This is a genomic window from uncultured Thermosynechococcus sp. (assembly GCF_938074695.1).
Lineage (GTDB): Bacteria > Cyanobacteriota > Cyanobacteriia > Thermosynechococcales > Thermosynechococcaceae > Thermosynechococcus.
Genome location: NZ_CALJEM010000006.1, coordinates 21,970 through 40,025, shown reverse-complemented (window position 1 = coordinate 40,025; position 18,056 = coordinate 21,970). Strand labels below are relative to the sequence as shown.

General features: G+C 52.3%; 19 protein-coding genes and 1 pseudogene. 12 read left to right on the top strand and 8 right to left on the bottom strand.

From position 1 onward, the window contains the following. Both Q0683_RS01095 and Q0683_RS01090 read left to right on the top strand, forming a co-directional pair. Nucleotides 1-361, top strand: a 361-nt coding sequence (locus Q0683_RS01095; protein WP_298975822.1) for a Uma2 family endonuclease, incomplete at its 5' end; no start/stop codon positions are given. Between the two features lie 139 nt (nucleotides 362-500). Beyond that, nucleotides 501-965: pseudogene (locus Q0683_RS01090) on the top strand (hydantoinase B/oxoprolinase family protein). A gap of 10 nt (nucleotides 966-975) precedes the next feature. On the opposite strand, the gene Q0683_RS01085 reads toward Q0683_RS01090, so the two are convergent. Then, nucleotides 976-1,383, bottom strand: a complete 408-nt coding sequence (locus Q0683_RS01085; protein WP_298611228.1) for an AbrB family transcriptional regulator — start codon at nucleotides 1,381-1,383, stop codon at nucleotides 976-978. A 1,105-nt stretch (nucleotides 1,384-2,488) separates the two neighbouring features. Then, nucleotides 2,489-3,058 carry a signal peptidase I gene (lepB, locus tag Q0683_RS01080; protein WP_298611226.1) on the bottom strand — a complete coding sequence of 190 codons (570 nt, stop codon included), beginning with the start codon at nucleotides 3,056-3,058 and terminating at the stop codon, nucleotides 2,489-2,491. A gap of 127 nt (nucleotides 3,059-3,185) precedes the next feature. On the opposite strand from lepB, the gene Q0683_RS01075 reads away from it, so the two are divergent. Further along, entirely contained in the window at nucleotides 3,186-6,194 is a 3,009-nt protein-coding gene (locus tag Q0683_RS01075) for an AAA family ATPase (protein WP_298617782.1), read from the top strand. Nucleotides 6,195-6,304: 110 nt separating this feature from the next. After that, the gene (locus tag Q0683_RS01070) at nucleotides 6,305-7,558 is read left to right on the top strand and encodes a VWA domain-containing protein (RefSeq protein ID WP_298975819.1); all 1,254 of its coding nucleotides are present in this window, start codon (nucleotides 6,305-6,307) and stop codon (nucleotides 7,556-7,558) included. Here the strand turns inward: Q0683_RS01070 and Q0683_RS01065 are convergent. The 6 genes from Q0683_RS01065 to Q0683_RS01040 form a co-directional block, all read right to left on the bottom strand. Then, a complete protein-coding gene (locus tag Q0683_RS01065) occupies nucleotides 7,550-8,326 on the bottom strand; it encodes an S-adenosyl-l-methionine hydroxide adenosyltransferase family protein (protein WP_298614571.1) in 777 nt (258 codons plus the stop codon). The genes Q0683_RS01070 and Q0683_RS01065 overlap by 9 nt on opposite strands. 6 nt (nucleotides 8,327-8,332) lie before the next feature. Beyond that, on the bottom strand, nucleotides 8,333-9,067 hold the full coding sequence (locus tag Q0683_RS01060) for an SDR family oxidoreductase (protein ID WP_298614569.1): 735 nt from the start codon (nucleotides 9,065-9,067) through the stop codon (nucleotides 8,333-8,335). Beyond that, nucleotides 9,064-10,416, bottom strand: coding sequence for an FAD-binding oxidoreductase (locus Q0683_RS01055; protein ID WP_298975816.1), 1,353 nt, complete (start codon nucleotides 10,414-10,416; stop codon nucleotides 9,064-9,066). Before Q0683_RS01055 ends, Q0683_RS01060 begins: the two co-directional genes overlap by 4 nt. Continuing rightward, on the bottom strand, nucleotides 10,394-10,801 hold the full coding sequence (locus Q0683_RS01050) for a GtrA family protein (protein WP_298614565.1): 408 nt from the start codon (nucleotides 10,799-10,801) through the stop codon (nucleotides 10,394-10,396). Before Q0683_RS01050 ends, Q0683_RS01055 begins: the two co-directional genes overlap by 23 nt. Beyond that, nucleotides 10,798-12,222 carry a UbiA family prenyltransferase gene (locus tag Q0683_RS01045; protein WP_298975813.1) on the bottom strand — a complete coding sequence of 475 codons (1,425 nt, stop codon included), beginning with the start codon at nucleotides 12,220-12,222 and terminating at the stop codon, nucleotides 10,798-10,800. The genes Q0683_RS01050 and Q0683_RS01045 overlap by 4 nt, the downstream gene beginning before the upstream one ends. Nucleotides 12,223-12,287: 65 nt before the next feature. Continuing rightward, complete coding sequence (locus Q0683_RS01040) at nucleotides 12,288-12,428, bottom strand: hypothetical protein (protein ID WP_298614563.1); 141 nt, start codon at nucleotides 12,426-12,428, stop codon at nucleotides 12,288-12,290. Nucleotides 12,429-12,939: 511 nt separating this feature from the next. Between Q0683_RS01040 and Q0683_RS01035 the strand changes: the two genes are divergently transcribed. The 8 genes from Q0683_RS01035 to purQ all read left to right on the top strand — a co-directional run bounded on the left by Q0683_RS01035 (nucleotide 12,940) and on the right by purQ (nucleotide 18,035). Next, nucleotides 12,940-13,494 carry a protoglobin domain-containing protein gene (locus Q0683_RS01035; RefSeq protein ID WP_298975811.1) on the top strand — a complete coding sequence of 185 codons (555 nt, stop codon included), beginning with the start codon at nucleotides 12,940-12,942 and terminating at the stop codon, nucleotides 13,492-13,494. Nucleotides 13,495-13,525: 31 nt separating this feature from the next. Further along, nucleotides 13,526-13,921 (top strand): roadblock/LC7 domain-containing protein, encoded by a 396-nt coding sequence (locus Q0683_RS01030; protein ID WP_298975806.1) that lies wholly within the window; start codon nucleotides 13,526-13,528, stop codon nucleotides 13,919-13,921. 12 nt (nucleotides 13,922-13,933) lie between these two features. After that, nucleotides 13,934-14,482 carry an ATP/GTP-binding protein gene (locus Q0683_RS01025; protein WP_298614556.1) on the top strand — a complete coding sequence of 183 codons (549 nt, stop codon included), beginning with the start codon at nucleotides 13,934-13,936 and terminating at the stop codon, nucleotides 14,480-14,482. Nucleotides 14,483-14,511: 29 nt separating this feature from the next. Continuing rightward, on the top strand, nucleotides 14,512-15,366 hold the full coding sequence (locus Q0683_RS01020) for a DUF4388 domain-containing protein (protein ID WP_298975803.1): 855 nt from the start codon (nucleotides 14,512-14,514) through the stop codon (nucleotides 15,364-15,366). Nucleotides 15,367-15,472: 106 nt separating this feature from the next. Then, the gene (locus Q0683_RS01015) at nucleotides 15,473-16,432 is read left to right on the top strand and encodes an SPFH domain-containing protein (protein ID WP_298975801.1); all 960 of its coding nucleotides are present in this window, start codon (nucleotides 15,473-15,475) and stop codon (nucleotides 16,430-16,432) included. Nucleotides 16,433-16,435: 3 nt separating this feature from the next. Beyond that, the gene (gene purS, locus Q0683_RS01010) at nucleotides 16,436-16,705 is read left to right on the top strand and encodes a phosphoribosylformylglycinamidine synthase subunit PurS (protein ID WP_298975798.1); all 270 of its coding nucleotides are present in this window, start codon (nucleotides 16,436-16,438) and stop codon (nucleotides 16,703-16,705) included. 5 nt (nucleotides 16,706-16,710) lie between these two features. Continuing rightward, nucleotides 16,711-17,316: a hypothetical protein gene (locus tag Q0683_RS01005; protein WP_298614547.1), complete on the top strand. Its 606-nt coding sequence runs from the start codon at nucleotides 16,711-16,713 to the stop codon at nucleotides 17,314-17,316. Further along, entirely contained in the window at nucleotides 17,313-18,035 is a 723-nt protein-coding gene (gene purQ / locus Q0683_RS01000; protein WP_298614545.1) for a phosphoribosylformylglycinamidine synthase subunit PurQ, read from the top strand. The genes Q0683_RS01005 and purQ overlap by 4 nt, the downstream gene beginning before the upstream one ends. The last annotated feature ends 21 nt before the right edge of the window (nucleotides 18,036-18,056 follow it).

The window sequence follows — 18,056 nt, the reverse complement described above, 5'->3', positions numbered from 1 at the left end:
CCGTATTAGCGAGGATGGCTACATTGAGGGGGCGCCGGAACTGGTGGTTGAAATTGCTGCCAGCAGTGCTGCCTACGATCTCCACGACAAGCTCAGAGTGTACCGCCGCAATGGGGTTCAGGAATACCTCGTCTGGTGCATCCACGATCGCCAGATTCATTGGTTCTCACTTGCAGCAGGGGAATACCAACCACTTACTGCCGATGCTGAAGGGATTCTCCGCAGTCGCCAATTTCCCGGCCTCTGGCTCGCCACGGAGGCCTTACTGGCCCATGATCTGGCGGCTGTCTTGGGAGTCCTTCAACAGGGAATTGCCAGCCCTGAACATCAAGCGTTTGTGCAAATCTTGGTGGAAACTTAAAAAACTTCCCTAATCTGGCATTATGCTCTGTGGAATTTCCGTGTCAATAGGGGGGCTATTGACATCGGCCTTGCCAAATACAGGTTGAACGTTTCATTCACTGTCGCCCTATGTTGGAACTAGACCCCATTTTGCCAACGTGCTGGCGGCGGCTCAGGAAACTATGAACAATCTCAGCTTGGGGAGCGATCGCTATCAATACTACGAAAGCATCTGTGGCGGCGCTGGGGCAGAAGCCACCTTTGCCGGAGCCAGTACTGTACACACCCACATGAGCAATTCTCGGCTCACCGATGTCGAGGTGCTAGAAAGCCGCTACCCTGTAATTGTTTAGGAGTTTTGCCGTCACCGGGGCAGATGGGGCAGTGTCCTTAAGTTTCGTGAACCGATGACCGTTAGCCTCCTGCGCCAGTCGCGGAAAATCCTGCCTTTTGGACTTGCTGGTGGTGAGTGTGGTGCCCTGGGTGAAAATCAATGGCTGAAACTCAGACACATCCCCCATCCCTTCGCAGGAACCGCCATCATCAATGTCCAAGGGAGCGATCGCCTGCGTATTTATAGCCCTAGCAGTGGTGGTTTTGGGGTGGTTCGTACATCAAATTAGATATCTCAGATTAGTTTTCATCGTCGGTGGAGCGACCGTTGCTGCTCACTTGTTTTAGGTGAATGTGCTTACGGCCAAGCGTAATTTCAAACTCATCCCCCGGCTTGAGATTCATTTGCTTGGTATATGCTGCACCAATGAGCAAGTTGCCGTTGGCTTGCACCGTAATTCGATAACTGGCACTGCGACCGCCTCGGCTACCACTGCGTCTTGACTTACCGTCAATCTTCATACCCAAGGCTTCAAGAAGTGCCTTGTTAAACTTCAGTTTGCTGATGCGCTCCTTGCCACTTTGGGTCACCGTGTAGTAGCCACAGGCTTTTGCCTTTTCCTCATGGCTGAGATGTTCCAGTTGCTTGTACTTCTCTAATAAAGCAGCACCTGTCAAGGGTTCTACTTGTTTTTGTTTGCGTCCCATTTTAACCTACCTTTTCAAGGATTAAATACTGTCTATCCATTGGCGATTCAATCAAGGGTTGCCAAAGCCTGACAGCGAACTCGCAGTGAATGAGTGTCTATCTTTAGCAAACCACAATTTTTTTCAGAATTCAAGTTGCGATCGCCCTTGGGTTAGGGTTTTACATTTTCTTTGGACGAGTTACATTTACACAGCTTTTCCTAGGTATAGAACAGCAGCAAAAAACGCGAAGGCCGGTGTAAGAAAGTGCTCTACTCGCCTTTTTTCAGAAGGGTAACATGCGCTCAAAACTGCAAAAGCTCCTGAGGAACAGGATTGCATCGCCTTTATCTATCCCCTATTTAAGGAAAGGGCTGTATATGCCCTAGGCTTGGACAATAATTATAAGACACCTTACGACGCTTTTTGCAAGCGTTGAATATGCTCACAATACTCACTTCCGCGAAGGTGACTTTAGTCATCTATGGACTAAAGTTGAGATAACCCTCAATTCAGTGAACAGCCCGAACGGCAAGAAAGTAAGTGAAACCTGAAGGCTAAACCTTGATTAGACCTTAATGAACTGAATAGAGGCAGTTGGACAACTCCCTTAAGCGTTTAGCTGTAGAGCGGGTAACTATCCCATCACGTTGGCCAGAGGAGTGTCAAACTCTACTTAAGTTACTGACTCTTATACTTCACTTGGGAAAAGGAAGGCAAGCTCAAGCACCGGTTCAAGACCCTGCGGCAGTGGGACAACCCCATTTGCTGAAATCATTCTCTTGCTCAGATAGCCAAACTGCACCGGTGACATTTCAGAGGGTTCGCTATAGACTGCCAGCGTGGGATTGAGGAGATTCAACAGCCAGTAATCGGGAATCTTGGCTTCACCATCAAGAGATCATTGCACCGGGCGATCACATTCCAAGGATCAATCCGCCACTTCTATCACGAGCAGCGTGTCCGCAGGAGTGGGATGGGCTGAAGCATAATCATTTTCTCGATTCTTGACCCAGTGCATGGCAAGCCCCGCCGTACCGCTCGCGGGAGCACGCTAACAGGGGAGGAAGGATAGCGCGAAAGTTAATATTGTTTGTATCTGAGTTATATCTGAGCCAAAACACATCTATAAACTCTTAGAGGCAAGAAGACCCGCATGGTTAAGCGGCCAGTAGCAGGCGATCGCCCGACCAATGATGTTTTGGGTGGGCAAAAATCCCCAAATGTGGGAATCATTGCTGTGGTTGCGGTTATCCCCCATGACAAACAGCATTCCCTCAGGCACGGTCATCGGTGGCAAGGTGTACGAGGGTGGCTCGGTAATGTAAGGTTCCTCAAGGGGGCGATCGTTAATCCAAACGTGGCCATCGTGAACCGCCACCGTTTCCCCCGCAATGGCAATCACCCGCTTAATCAGGGCTTGGTCGGCTTTGTAGCCCATAGTTTGTAACAGCGGTGGGGTGTAAAAGACAACAATGTCTCCGCGCTGGGGCGATCGCCACCGATAGGTCATCTTTTCAACGACAATGCGATCGTTAGGCCACAGGGTGGGTTCCATAGACTCTGAAGGAATAAAGCGTGACTCGGCGACAAACGCACGAATCAAGAGGGTAATCAACAGAGCTACCCCAATGGTTAGAGCATTGTTGCGCAACGCTTGCCAGCGGGATGGGGAATTCGTTGCCGAAGCAGACATACAAGGAGATTTAGAGAAGCCAACATTTTTTATGGTAGCGGTTTCGGTTCTTTAGGAGCCTCTTGCCCCTCCTAGGATATCCAAAACTGTGCAAACATCAAGGGTATGATGCCCTTTGCCGGCGGCAATGATTCCACGTCAACTGATATTGCGCAATTTCCTCAGCTATCGCCAAGCCACTCTTCCCTTTGCGGGGTTACATCTGGCCTGTATTTGTGGCGCCAATGGGGCGGGCAAGTCTTCGCTCCTTGAGGCGATCGCCTGGGCGCTGTGGGGGCAAAGCCGCGCTAGCCGTGAGGATGATGTGATCTACTACGGCGAAATGGAAGCCCAAGTAACCTTTGAGTTTAGCGTCCAAGGACAGACCTATCGGGTGGTGCGGTTGCGGCGACGGCAGCAACATACGGTTTTAGAGTTACAGATCCAGACGGCGGCGGGCTATACCTCCCTAACGGGGCGATCGCTACGGGCAACCCAAGAAAAAATTATTCAAATTCTTCGCCTTGACTACCACACCTTTATCAACAGCGCCTATTTGCGCCAAGGCCGTGCCGATGAGTTTATGGCCAAGCGCCCCAGTGAGCGCAAGCAGCTCTTGGCAAGCCTTTTAGGCCTAGATCAATACGAGACCCTTGCGGAAGCAGCCCGCGATCGCGCCCGTGATTACAAAGCCCAAATCACTGTTCTGGAACAACGGCTCCAAACCCTGGGGAATCAACTGGCTCAAGAACCCACCTTGCGTGCCCAGCAGGCAGCCTTGAATCGGCAAATTGAACAACAACGGCAGCAGATCGAGCAGTGTCAACAACGACTCCAAGAGGAACGAGCTGCCTACCACGTCCATCAACTACAACAGCGGGACTACGAACATCTGCAACAACAGCGAGACACCCTAGGGACAACGATCGCCCATCTAGAGCAGCAGTGCCAAATGCTTCGCCAAGAACAGGCGGCCATTGCGGAGCTAGAAGCCCGTGCCCCTCTATTGGAAGCGGCAGTCAGCCAATGGCAGAGCCTGAAAACCGCCGACGCTCAATTGCAGCAGTGTTTTGCTGAATATCAACGTCTGCGCCAAGTGCGCGATCGCCACCAGCAGACCCTCGACCAGCAGCGCCAAGACCTTCTGCGTACCTTGCATGGGTTGGAGAGCCAGCAGCAATTTCTTCTGGAACAATGCCAGCAGTTGGAAAAGCTCCTCAAGCAAGAAAATCAGATTGTCGCCGCCCTTGAACAGTTACAGCGATCGCGGGCTTACCTTCGGGCACAGGAAGAGCTACAGCAGAAAGTCTTTCCCCTCCTCCAAGCTAAACAGCGCCTTGAACTGCAACGGCAACAGCAGGAACAACGGCTCCGCAGCCGTCGCGATGAATTGCAGCAGTTGTGGCGGCATCTCCATCAACAGGTGGAACGGCAACCCGCTCTCCAAGAGGCGGTGACATTGATTACCGCCCAGATTGAAACTCTTGAAAAACAGCGCATCTATCAGGATCATGTGCGGGAAAAGGGACTAGAGCGCCGCCGTTTCCTAGAGCAACTCCAAGCCCGCCAGCGGGAGTATGAGCGGCAAATTAGTCAACTGGAGCAGCGCTTAGAACTCCTCAACCAGCCGGGAGCTGTTTGCCCCCTTTGTCAACGTCCCCTTGATGCCCAGCACTATCAGGCAGTCCTACGGCGCAACGCCGCTGAAAAAGAAGAACTTCTGAATCAGGTGTGGGTCATTCGCGAGCAACTGGCGGTTACGGAGCGGGAAATTCAAGTCCTGCGGCGAGAATATCTCAATATTCGCTATGAGATCTCACAACTGACACAACTGTTTGAGCAGCGGGGACAACTTCAGCAGCAACTCCAGAGCACGCAGGATTTAGAACCACAACTGGATCGCTTGGCCAAGGAAATTCAGCAAATTGAGCAGCAGCTTGCCGACGGCCCTCAGGAGACGCTGGAGGAATTACAAGTAATTGAGGCGGAACTGGCACGTCTGAACTATGATGAAAAAAATCTGGCGATCGCCCGCGCCCAAGTGGAAAAATGGCGCTGGGCCGAAGCCAAAGAACAGGAACTCCGCCAAGCGCAGCGGCAATATCGTCAGATTCAAGAACAACTGCCTGCCCTAATGGCACAACAGGAGGCACTGCAACAGCAGCTCAATGCCCTCGAAACAATCTCTCCCCTAGCCCAAACCCTGGCAACCCTTGACCAGCAGTTGGCCGCCTTGGCTTACGATCCTGAGCACCATGCCCAAATTCAGGCACAACTAGCGGCGCTAGAAGCCGACTATGAGGCCTATCAGACCCTGCAACGGGGGCGATCGCGCCAACCCCAACTGAGCCAAGACCTTCAACACCTAGAGGAAACATTGCAGCAACAACAGGCGCAACTCCAACGCATCACTCGTCAACTCGCCACCCTTGAGGAGGGTGCTCGCACCGCCACCCGCCTTGCCACCGATCTCAACCAACGCCAAGAGGAACTCCTGAAACAGCAGCAGACCCTTGAGGCCAACCTTGCCCAGCACGGTAAACTCACCGCTGAACTGGAACAACTCGATCGCTTGGCTCAAGAATACGCACAGGGACAACAAACCCTCGCCCATCTCCGCCACCAATATCGCCTCTACTGTGAGCTAGCCCAAGCCCTGGGCAAAAATGGCATTCCCGCCATGCTCATTGAAACCGTCCTCCCCCATCTAGAAGCAGAAACCAACCATATCCTCGGCCGCCTCACTAACCATCAGCTCCATGTTCAGTTCATTACCCAGCGCAGCCGCCGCAGTGGAGCCGAAACCAAACCCATTGAAACCCTTGACATCCTCATTGCCGATTGCCAAGGTACCCGTCCCTACGAAAGTTATTCTGGCGGTGAAGCCTTTCGCATTAATTTTGCGCTGCGTTTAGCCCTGGCACGACTGCTAGCACAGCGTTCTGGAAGTGATGTTCAGTTTCTGATTATTGATGAGGGCTTCGGTACCCAAGACGCCCAAGGTTGTGAGCGCCTCATTGCTGCCCTAAACGCGATCGCCCCAGAATTTCACTGCATTCTGGCCGTTACCCACGTTCCTGCCCTTAAGGAAGCTTTTCAAACCCGCATTGAAGTCACTAAAACAGCGGGAGCTTCCCAACTCAGTATCATTACCTAGGATAGGTCTGGCAGTTTTCGGCAAAATGGTAGAGTAGGGTCAGCGACAACACACTATTATTTTTTCATATATTTCATAACAAACAACACACTATTATTTCATAACAATTTATGACGGTTGAACTGATTGCCAAACTCAGCGATCCCATTGTCAGCGTTGGACAGGGGGCACAGCGGCAACTGGAACTGACCATAACGGCACAGCGGCAACAGCAGCGCGCCCCTCTCAATCTCTGCCTCATCTTGGATCACAGTGGCTCAATGGCAGGGGTTCCCTTAGCAATGGTGAAGCGAGCGGCACAGTCGTTGGTCGATCGCTTGCTGCCCACAGATCGGCTGAGTGTTGTGGTGTTTGATCACAAGGCGCAAGTTTTGGTGCCCAATCAATGGGTTAAGGACAAGGCGATAATTAAAGCGCAAATTGACAATCTTGAACCGAGTGGAGGCACTGCCATTGACGCAGGGATGAAACTGGGTTTGGCAGAGCTGGCCAAGGGCAAACAGGGCACAATCTCTCAAGCTTTTTTGCTCACCGATGGGGAAAATGAGCACGGGGATAACCAACGCTGTCTTGACCTGGCCAAGCTGGCGGCAGAGTACAACATCACGTTTAATACCTTGGGGTTTGGTGTTCACTGGAATCAGGATATCTTGGAACAGATCGCCGATGCCGGTGGCGGGCGCCTCATGTTCATTGAGTATGCCGAGCAAGCAATTGCCTGTTTTCAATCGCTCTTTAGCCACATCAGTAGCGTGAACTACACCAATGCCCATGTCCTGCTCACCCTGAGTGAGGCGGTGCAACTAGGGAACTTCAAACCAGTGAACCAAGTGGCTCCCGATACCATTGAACTCACCTATGAAACTCCCAATCCGCATGAGTATGTGATTCGCGTTGGCGATGTCTCCGCTACCGTCAAACGCACCCTTCTCATTACCCTCAGTATTCAACCCTTGCCGTCGGGGTCGCACCTGATTGGTTTTGTACAGATCCGCTACGACGATCCAGTACAGCAGTCCAAGGGTCTTTTCTCTGAAAGAATTCCCCTGACGCTCACAGCAGAACCAGAGCATCTCCCCCAAGTGGATCCAGAAGTGCAACAAAGTATTCTCACGTTGGAAAAATACCGCAAAACCAAGCTTGCGGAAACAAAACTGCAAGCGGGGGACACTGCTGGTGCAGCCACTTTTCTGCAAAGTGCTGCTAAAACCGCCTTACAACTGGGGGATACGGAAGCGGCAAAAATCCTCGAAGCCTCTGCCCAAGAACTACAGCAACAATCCACCCTCAGTGAATCGGCTCTCAAACGCACACGCATTGCCTCAAAAACCGTCCTGAGCAGTCCCCCCTCCCCCTCAAACTAGCCACAGGGGATCACCATTCTGGCAGCCTAGGAGGGATTGGGCACTGCCACCATTCACCGCCAGCTCAATAAACCCATGACTGCCTACCAATGCAACCAAGTGTTGGCGTGGCGCATCACCATAGGTGTGGACAAGGGAAATCCGCTGCCCCTGAATTTCGATCTGCTGGTAGCCGTTGGCTAAAAGGGTCGCAGGGAGTGTCGTGATCACATTGCCAAAGTGATCAATCGCTTGAACCCAACCCTGGACGCCCTGGGGGGTGACTTCATAGGTTAGGTGAGGCAAGCGCATCAAACTATGGGGGTCAATGGCAGAACCCAAGAGAGCGAAATCTGTTCCTGCGGCTAAATGGGCAGCCACTGGGGCAAAAATATCCCGCCCATGGAAGGTGGCACTGGGGTTCGGCGTACGCCAAAAGTGCGGCTGGGTCAGTTCCACGACTCGCTGGGGGGGATAGCGATCGCACACTTGGCTAAAGATGCCGTTATCGGGGCCCACACCATAGGCATTGCCGAAATCGAGGGCAATCGCCCGCCGGCTTGTCCCCACTCCCGGATCCACAACCACCAGATGAACCGTCCCCTCAGGAAAATAGGGAAACGCCTGCAAGAGTTGAAAACTCGCTGTACGGCAATCCTGCGGTGGAATGTCATGGCACAGATCAATAACCTGCGCCTGGGGGTAAATTCTGAAAATAACCCCCTTCATCACTCCCACATAAACATCCTGATGGCCAAAATCCGTCAGCAGGGTAATGCAGCGAACCATGGGTAGTTACAGAGACAGGCGCTTAAACAAAGATTCAGGAATAGAACGAATGACTACCATGATCCAGCGCCAAATCGGTCGCACATAGATTACGTCCTTCTTTTTCGCTATGGCTGTGAAAATTGCATTGGCCACTTCCTGTGGCTCAGCCGTGAGTAGGGAAGGTAACTTCATCCCTTCGGTCATGCGTGTATTCACATAGCCCGGTAACACCGTTAAGACCTGCACCCCCGATTGAGCGAGGCGATGCCGCAATCCGGACAAAAATGCGGTAAATCCGGCTTTGGCAGAGCCATAGAAGTAGTTACTCGCCCGCCCCCGTTCCCCAGCCACAGAGGAAATCCCCACTAGAGTTCCAAATCCCTGCTGTTCAAACCGCTGGGCAAATAGACTCAAAACTATAGCGGGACCTTCATAGTTGGTGCGCATCACTTTAAGGGCGAGGGGCAGATTTTGCTCACATTCTTTCTGATCTGGCATCAAGCCGACAACACAAATAACAATTGCAGGTTGCTGCGGTAACTGCTGGACAAAGTCGGCATGGGTTTCCACCGCCAAGACATCAAACTCATGGACACTCACAGACACACCGTAGCGTATTTCTAAGTCGGCTTTATCCAGCTCCAGACGACTCCTCTGCCGCGCCGCCAATTGAAGCGGATAGCCCTGAGCCGCAAAGCAGTGGGCGATCGCCCGTCCAATATCGGAAGTTGCCCCCAAAATTAACACAGGAGCTGTCATAGCTTTAACCTCTTCGACTGTTCCGAGGCAAAGTGCACCGTCCACTGCTGGGCATTCCTGACCTGTACAAACGTTTCTACCCGAGAATCAGACTGCCGCAAGCGCCTTGGGGTCAAATGGCTATCCTTAGCTAGGTAAAAACGCCCCCCATACTGCAGGGTGATCTCCTCCAGTTGATCTAAAACTTTGAGGGTGCGTTGAGACATCGGAAAGTCCAAGGCCAACGTATAACCCGCCATGGGAAATGAAAAATAGCCTTGGGAATGCCCCAACTTCTTCAACACGGCCAGAAATGACCCTGCGCCTGCTGCTGAGGTGCAATGGAGTAAGGCCGCCAAGCCTTCCCGTGCTGCACCAAGGGGGAGAACGCATTGAAACTGAACAAAGCCACGCCGCCCATAGATGCGATTCCAGCCCAACAAACTATCCAAGGGATAGAAAAATGTATCCCAATCCACAAAAGACCGGCCAGCCTTGCGCTGCTGACGATGGAAATACAATTGATTAAAAGCCCGCACGGTCAACGAATTCAAAGCACTATTGGGAAAATCCACCGGAATCGAGATTTTGTGGCGTTGCGGAGTCTGTAGTGGCCTTTGCCGATATTTAGCCGGCAGCTCCTCCCGTGTGGCATGTTCCCCCAGCATCACCACAGAGCGCCCTAACTGAGCACCACCCGCTAGACAATCAATCCAAGCCACAGAGTAGGTCACCCCCTCAAAAGTCTCAAACAGATCAAGGGTAGCTTCTAAGTTTTTGGCGATATGGGTGGTCTGGCGAATCCAAGCCGTTTCAATGGGGCGTAGGCGAAAGGCGGCTCGCAAAATCACGCCCGTTAAACCCATCCCCCCCACCGTCCAGTAGAAGAGATCGCGATTTTCCGAAGGGGAACAGCGATAAACCTGACCCTCCGCTGTTAGGAGATCTAACCAATCCACGCTATTTAGGAAGCTGCCCTCTTTGTGGTGGTTTTTGCCATGGACATCAGCGGCAATCATGCCCCCCACCGTGACAAACTTTGTGCCCGGCGTAATCAGCGGAAACCAACCGCGAGGCACAAAAATATCGAGAATGTCTGCTAAGAGCACGCCCGCCTCAGCAATCAACTGACCCGTTTGGGGATTGAATCCCAAGAGGCGATTGAAGTGGCCCATCTGGAGCGTTGCCTCCCGATTAAGGGCGCTATCTCCATAGGCACGGCCATTGCCGCGGGCAATGAACGGCAAGCCACTTTTGAGAAGCTGCATAATCTCGGATTCTGAGCGCGGGCAATACACATGGCAGGTCTGCACGGGATACCGCCCCCAACCGGCGAGTTTTTTAGCCCTAGGCACGAGGGGAGAAGACATATCGCTTATCCAAGTGGTACTTCACGACGTAGCCAATGGCTAAACCCATCATGGCGCCAATTTCCCGCAGGAGATGGCTTTGCCAAATCAACCAAAATGCGGTTTCAAAGCCCCAAAAAATTGCCGTTGTGAAAATTCCCATCACTGCATAAAGCGTAAATTGACGACCCTCGTGACGAAAACCCTGTTTATGATCAAAGAAAATCCAGCGTTTATCTAGCAAATACTTCACGACCAAACCCACCAGCGTGCCCACTGCTACTGCGCTAACAAAATAAGGCAGGCTCTGACCCATCAATAGGATGACGCGCTGGGAAAAAAGATTCATCAAGGTGGCAATCACGGCAAAAGCCGTATAGCGAATAATGAGGGTTTGTAACCTCATAAACTCTTACCCAAAATAAAGAGACCTAGGCAGATCAAGAAACAGAGTTGGCTCTGGCGGTCTTTAATGGCATAAACAATAGGATCATAGTGCATCAGCCCTCGATGGGTGAGGAAAACAGTGCGCGTCAGCCAGTAGAGAAGGACAGCACAACCCCCCCAAAGCACCTGGGGTCTGGTGTAAAGCAAGCGAACTTGGGGAGAGTTAATATAAAGCGCCAACACCAGAACTGAAACATAACCCGCACTGAGGGCCATCATGGTAATAATCGGCAAATCTTCAGTGTGGTAGCCCCGCCCCTTGGTCTTGAGTTCGTTGCGACGTTGCTGATCCACCAGTTCAGCTTGCCGCTTGACCGTTGCTAAGCAAAAGAAGAAAAACATGGAGAAGGCCAAGAGCCACACGCTCAAGGAAATCCCGGTGGCAACGGCACCTGCAAAAATGCGAATGGTGTAAAGGCCAGCCAGCGTGCAAATGTCAATGACAATCCGCCGCTTTAAGAAGAAAGAGTAGGCCGTGGTGAGAGCATAGTAGGCCAGTAGAATCCCCAAAAAAGGCCAACCGAGGGTGGGGGCGATCGCCATCCCGGCGCCAAGGAAGATGAAAAGCATCCATAGGCCGTGGGCAAGGGGAAGATCGCCGGCGGCAAAGGGGCGATGACGCTTACGCGGATGGGCGCGATCCGCTTGTAGATCTAACAGATCATTTAAGACATAGACACTGGAGGCGGTGAGACTAAAAGCAACCGCTGCCACCAGCGAACTCCAAAAGGTTGGCAAGTTAAACTGATGCGCCGCCAGCATGGGCACAAACACCAAACTGTTTTTCACCCACTGATGGGGGCGAATTTCTTTCAGGTAGAGCTTAATACTGCGTTTTGCGCTCCCTAGGTGTTCCACATGGGGATTGAGTTGCTCAACTTTCTGACGTAACCATGGCGGTGCATTGACCGTAATTGCCTTAGCTGCCACTGCCCAGATGGGTAAATCGGCAGCCGCATCCCCTATATAGACAAATTGCTTTTCGCCAAACTGCTTGAGCAAAAACTGCGCTTTGGCTGTTCCCTTGAGGTTGACTTGGCCATTGGAACCATAGACCGCATCAAAAAGACCCAAATGGGCAGCAACTTTTTCGGCTAACAGTTGATCCGTGGCCGTGGCTAGGGCAGCTTTGCCCCCTGCTGCTTTCCAAGTTTGAATGTATTTGATCACTTCGGGATTATAGGGCAATGTAGCAACATCTAATTGGCAGGTGGTTGCCAAGTGGCGTTTAAGGGGGGCTAGCTTCCAAGAATGGATGCTGAGCCACGTTCGGGGAGCTTGACGCCAAGAAAACCAAAAACATTCAAACAGAATGTCTGTTTTCAGCAACGTCTGATCTAGATCAACAACGAGATACAGCCCTTTCATTGATGTCGGCATGCAGGCTTCTCCAGTAAACTAGCAAAAAAATAGCGATCGCCCCTGAACAAACTTGAATTGAAAAGCTACTCTGTGCCGGTCTGGAGGCGATCGCTCCCCTCTTGGAGGCAACGAGTTCTTTCCTCAAGGCGGCGGTGCTGTTCACGGCAGCGGTAAAGATAGTTCAATAATCCAAAGATAATTTCGAGAATGTATTGGGCACCCACATAGCCCTAAGCCTCGGCCGCTATGCCCTCCTTGACGCGGGAGAGTGCGATCCTCACCTCCAACCGCGATTGGAACCTCATTGCTTTTTGCAAGGATTGTTAGAGAGCCTTGGCCGTATCGAATAGCAGGGTCACCATAGCTGCCTCCCCTCTAAAATGCGTCTGGACAGCAGGGGGTGGTCGCCGGCGATCCGCCATCAACAATTGGGCGCAAGAATACCCCTAAGTTATTTAGCAAACTGCTAGTAAATAAGCTGCAATATTTGCAACCAGAACTGCGTTGGCAATACTCGATAGTGCATTGAAGTTTTCATGGGGAGTCAGAGCGACTCGTGAGTGAAGATATTAAGTTTTGTTTCAGATTCCCACACCTCTGGAGACGATGCTCTTTCTGTTCAGTCTTGGCCGTCTTTCACTCAATTCTGTATTGTGTGATACTTTGCATCCTTTGACAAACCTTCTAGACTAGCTACCGTTTAATTTTTGTTCCTCTGCACGAGTATAAATACTTATGGCAATTGACCCTACAGCCTTTATGGACACGATGGTGCGCCGTGTTCAACTCACGGATGCAGACAAAGCCGCCCTCACAGAAGCGGCTAGTTGGGGGAAAGATATTGCCCCCGCAATGGCAGAGATTTTCTACGACTACCTCGGACGCGATGAGGAAATGAACGCTATTCTCAATGCCACCGAGGGTCGGGTGCACCGTCTGCGGCAAACCTTTGTGGATTGGTTTGCTGAAATGTTTACCGGCATGGATGGATGGGGCAAAAGCTATGCGGAGCGCCGCTGGAAAATTGGTCTGATTCACGTGAAAGTCGGCATTGGCCCTCAGCACGTGGTGCCGGCGATGGCAGTTGTTGTGAATGCCGTGCGCCAAAGGTTGCGTCAAGACAATAAACCAGAGACTCTTGGCGATGCCCTAGGGAAAATTTGTATGATTGACCTTGCGTTTATTGAGCAGGCATACTTCGAGGTCTCGTCCCAAGCCGTGCTTCAAGAAACCGGTTGGACTCAAGCCCTTTTCCAGCGTCTCATCGCCACCGGTGCCGCTTCCATGTAACCCTGATGACTTAAGCCAAGAGGAAGACAAGATGCCAATTGACGTTTCTAAACTGGAAGCCACACTGCAAAGCTTTGTTGCCAATGCCAGCAATGTCCAAGGTGCGGCCCTAGTCTCTCCTGATGGTTTGACCCTAGCAGCAGTGTTGCCGGGCGCCATGGATGAGGAGCGGGTTGCCGCCATGTCAGCCGCCATGCTGTCTCTGGGTGAGCGGATTGGGCGTGAACTCAGTCGTGGTCAAATTGAGCGAATTCTCGTGGAAGGCGGCAGTGGCTATGGCATTCTCACCAGTTGCACAGAGGATGCGGTGCTATTGGTTCTCGCCGATGCCTCAGCCAAACTGGGGATTCTTAATTTAGAGATCAAAAACGTCTTGGCGGAACTCCAGCCCCAACTCAGCAGCTTAAAGCCAGCCCTGGGGGTTTAGAGGGGGTTGCCCATGGAGATCATGCGCATTGTGGTCACGGGGCCAGTCGGTGCCGGCAAGTCCACCTTTATCCGCACGATTAGTGAAATTGAAACCGTGGACACGGATCGCAAAGCAACGGATGAAACGGCTCAGCTTAAGCCGAGTACCACCGTGGCGATGGACTTTGGGCGTCTCCAATTCAGTCCCCAGATGGCACTGCATTTGTACGGTACACCGGGGCAAGAGCGCTTTGACTTTATGTGGGACATCCTGATTCGCAAAGCCCATGCCTTTATTCTGCTGGTCAGCTCCCACCGTCCCCAAGACTTTCGTGCTGCACGGCGGATTTCTGCCTTTATGCGCCATCGCAGCAAAGTTCCCATGGTCATTGGCTGCAGCCATGTAGATCGCCCTGAGGCTTGGCCAATGGAAGAGATCGCGATCGCCCTTGGCTATCTCAGTCCCCATGGACGACCGCCAATGGTTGCCGTGAATGCCTTGGAACGCTCCTCCGTTGCCACAGCCATCATCACCTTAATTCAAACCTACGCCGAGTCCCAAGCAACTGCTCTTCGTTAGCAACAAAATCACGAAACTAGGGGGAACCGATGAAAATCAGTGGCTATTTTTCAGAATTTTCTTTAGGCGAGGTTTTTCGTTTCCTAGAGCAAGGCCAAAAGACGGGATGCCTTTCCCTGAAGTCAATGGATGAATCCCACGCGCTACCCTTTCTGCCGGCGGCGCCGGAGCACTACCTCTTCTTTCGCTACGGTCAAATCGTTGCTGCCACAACCACATTGAATCACCAAGGTCTGCGCCAACTGATTGAACAGCGCGGTTATCTTCACCCCTTGACGCTGCAGCGGGTGATGAATCGCTACCCAGGGAACATGCCCCTTGGCGTTTTCTTGAAGTCTCAAGCCATCCTCGATAGCCAGCAAATCCAATTGCTGTTCAAGCAACAGGTGCTCACCCCAATTCCCCATCTTTTTGCTTGGAAGGAAGGATATTTTCATTTTGATGCCCAGCACCCGCTGCCCTTGGCTGAAATGACGGGCTTGAGTGCTTCGCCCCAAGTCATTACTTTAGCGGGCTTGCGGCTGTTGCGGGATTGGACGCCGCTGATGGATAAGCTACCGCTTGCCGATTCTACTATTGTTAGCCTAGTCAATGAGCCGCCCTCAGTTCAATTGGGCAAAATTGAGTGGCAAGTATGGGAGCATATTGATGGGACAACGACAATTCAGCAGATTGCCCAAAGACTCAACATCGCAGTCTTAGAGGTACAAAAAATCTGTTTTCGTCTGATGGTCATGGGCATGGTGGAAGAAGTGGTAAACATTTCATCGCCCTCCACCTCTGAGCCAGCCCCTGTCAACGAGATGGATACTGACCGCACAGGTCTGAGTTCCTCATTTCTCAATGGGATTGTTGCCTTTTTGAAAGCAAAAACGAGCGGTTAGGGCATTCGATTCCCAAGTTCAACAAGGAAATGGATACGCGACGCCAGACCCCCAACTTGAAACTTAGCCGCTAGAGTAGTAGTAACCTCGTTGGACAATAGCAACCATGAATGAACTGTTTGGTCTTCTGTTTCTACTGGGGGTTGGGGGTTGGGGTATTGCCAACTCTGTACGGATTGTTAATCAGGGTAATATAGCCTTGGTGGAGCGGTTGGGCAGCTATAGCCGTCGCTTAGAACCGGGGCTAAATTTTATGCTGCCGATCCTTGATCGGGTGGTCTTTGAGGAAACGATTCGGGAAAAAGTATTGGATGTTCCGCCGCAGCAGTGTATTACCCGCGACAATGTGACGATTACGGTGGATGCCGTCGTCTATTGGCGGATTATGGACATGGAGCGCGCCTACTACAAGGTGGAAAACCTCACCATGGCAATGACTAACTTGGTGCAAACGCAAATTCGCGCGGAGATAGGTAAGCTCGAACTGGATGAAACATTTACCGCCCGCACTCAAATCAATGAGAACCTCCTGCGCGATTTGGATATTGCCACGGACCCATGGGGGGTGAAAGTTACCCGCGTGGAACTGCGGGATATTGCCCCTTCCCAAGCTGTGAAAGACTCAATGGAATTGCAAATGTCCGCTGAGCGCAAGAGACGCGCCGCAATTCTCACCTCGGAAGGGGAGCGCGAAGCTGCCATCAACTCTGCCCGCGGTAAAGCAGAAGCCCAGGTGTTAGCCGCCCAGGCCGAACAAAAAGCAGCCATTCTGGCAGCGGAAGCTCAACAAAAAGTGGTGGTGTTGCGCGCCCAAGCGGAGCGCCAAGATCAGATTTTGCGTGCCCAAGGAACCGCAGAGGCCATGAAAATTATTGCGGCAGCACTGCGCGAAGATCCCAAGACAAAGGAGGCGCTCCAGTTTCTCCTTGCTCAAGGGTACTTGGATATGGGGCGCACCATTGGTCACAGTGACAGCAGTAAAGTACTATTTATGGACCCCAGCAGTATTCCGGCCACAATTGAGGGTGTGAAATCCCTCATCGAGCAGCCGTCCCGCGAGGTATAGTCCATGGCACAATTCCGGGCACAGGTTTTTGTGACACTACGCCCATCGGTGTTAGACCCAGCAGGGGTAGCGGTACAGGCGGGGATTCATCATCTGGGTTATACAAATGTGCAATCGGTGCGCATTGGCAAAGTGGTGGAACTCAACTTAGAGGCTAGCGATCGCGCCACGGCCGAGGCACAGCTTACCCACATTGCCGATCAACTGTTGGCCAATCCGGTGATTGAAACGTTTCGCATTGAGGTACAGGAGCTGGCAACTGCCGCAGGATAGGCACGATGTTCAACTGGTGGGATGATTTATTGGCCAGTATCGAGGCAGGCATCAAGGCCGGCATTGAGTCGGGATTGCAGTCCTTGGCGGATACTCTTGCCCCATTCCTTCAGGTGCCGGAACCCGCAGCCCCCTTCCAACGGGTGGCTCTCTTTCGGGCGGGTGTGGATTCACCGATCGCGGGTTCTGGCCTCAGGGTCGAAGGTGCTGCTTGGTGTCTGGAGTCCCACCGGCCGCAGACAATTCCTCTTTTTGAACTATCGGAAGCCCATCTTTGGTTAGAAGTGCCCTCTGCTCAAAAGGGCGATCAACTACTCCTGTGTCGTGCTTTGGTGAAAACGGGGGCATTGCCTGAGGGTGGGCAATTCTTTCTCAGCCGCAGTCAACCCTTTGGTTGGACATTTTCCCGCACGGTTTCCTTTGTGGGCAATCGCGACTGGCACCTGTGCGAAGTGCCTTTTCACCTCAAGCCGGCACCTCAGACCCCCGGCTTGATTAAAATTGGGGTGGAATTTATGGGACGCGGCGTGATCTGGCTACGGGATATTGAGCTGCTCCATGCTCCCGCCAAGTTAAAGCCGATTACTGACGTGATGGATGAACTGCTGTGAGTCATGTCCTAAAGGTAGGGATCGTAGTTTTTCCCGGATCGAATTGCGATCGCGATGTGGCCTATGTCACGAGTGAAATTCTGGGGTGGCCGACGCAACTGCTGTGGCACGAAGAGACCAATCTGAGCAACTATGACCTGATTGTGCTGCCGGGGGGCTTTAGTTTTGGCGATTATTTGCGCTGTGGGGCGATCGCCCGTTTCTCGCCAATTATGGCCGCTGTTGAAGACCATGCTGCCGCCGGCAAATGGGTGCTGGGTATTTGCAATGGGTTTCAAATCCTCACCGAGGCAAAACTGCTCCCCGGTGCCCTAGTGCGCAATCGGGACTTGCACTTTATTTGCGATCGCGTGCATTTGCGCCTAGAAGCCAAAGAACGCCCGTGGCTCCAAGCCTATGGTCATCAAACGGTGATTCGTTTGCCCATTGCCCACGGTGAAGGCTGCTACTATGCCGATGCGGCCACCCTTGCCGAATTGGAAGCCAACCGCCAAGTCCTCTTTCGCTATGCCGATGCCCATGGGAATATCACCCCTGAGAGTAATCCCAATGGTTCGCTGAACAATATCGCCGGCATTTGCAATGCGGCGGGCAATGTGTTGGGGATGATGCCGCACCCTGAGCGTGCCGCCGACCCCGCCTTGACCCACTGTCCTAGCGACCACACTTTAGATGGGTTGCAGTTGTTTAAGTCCCTCTTGAATGCAGCCGTTGCCTAGTGATTGTTCCTTGAACCATTA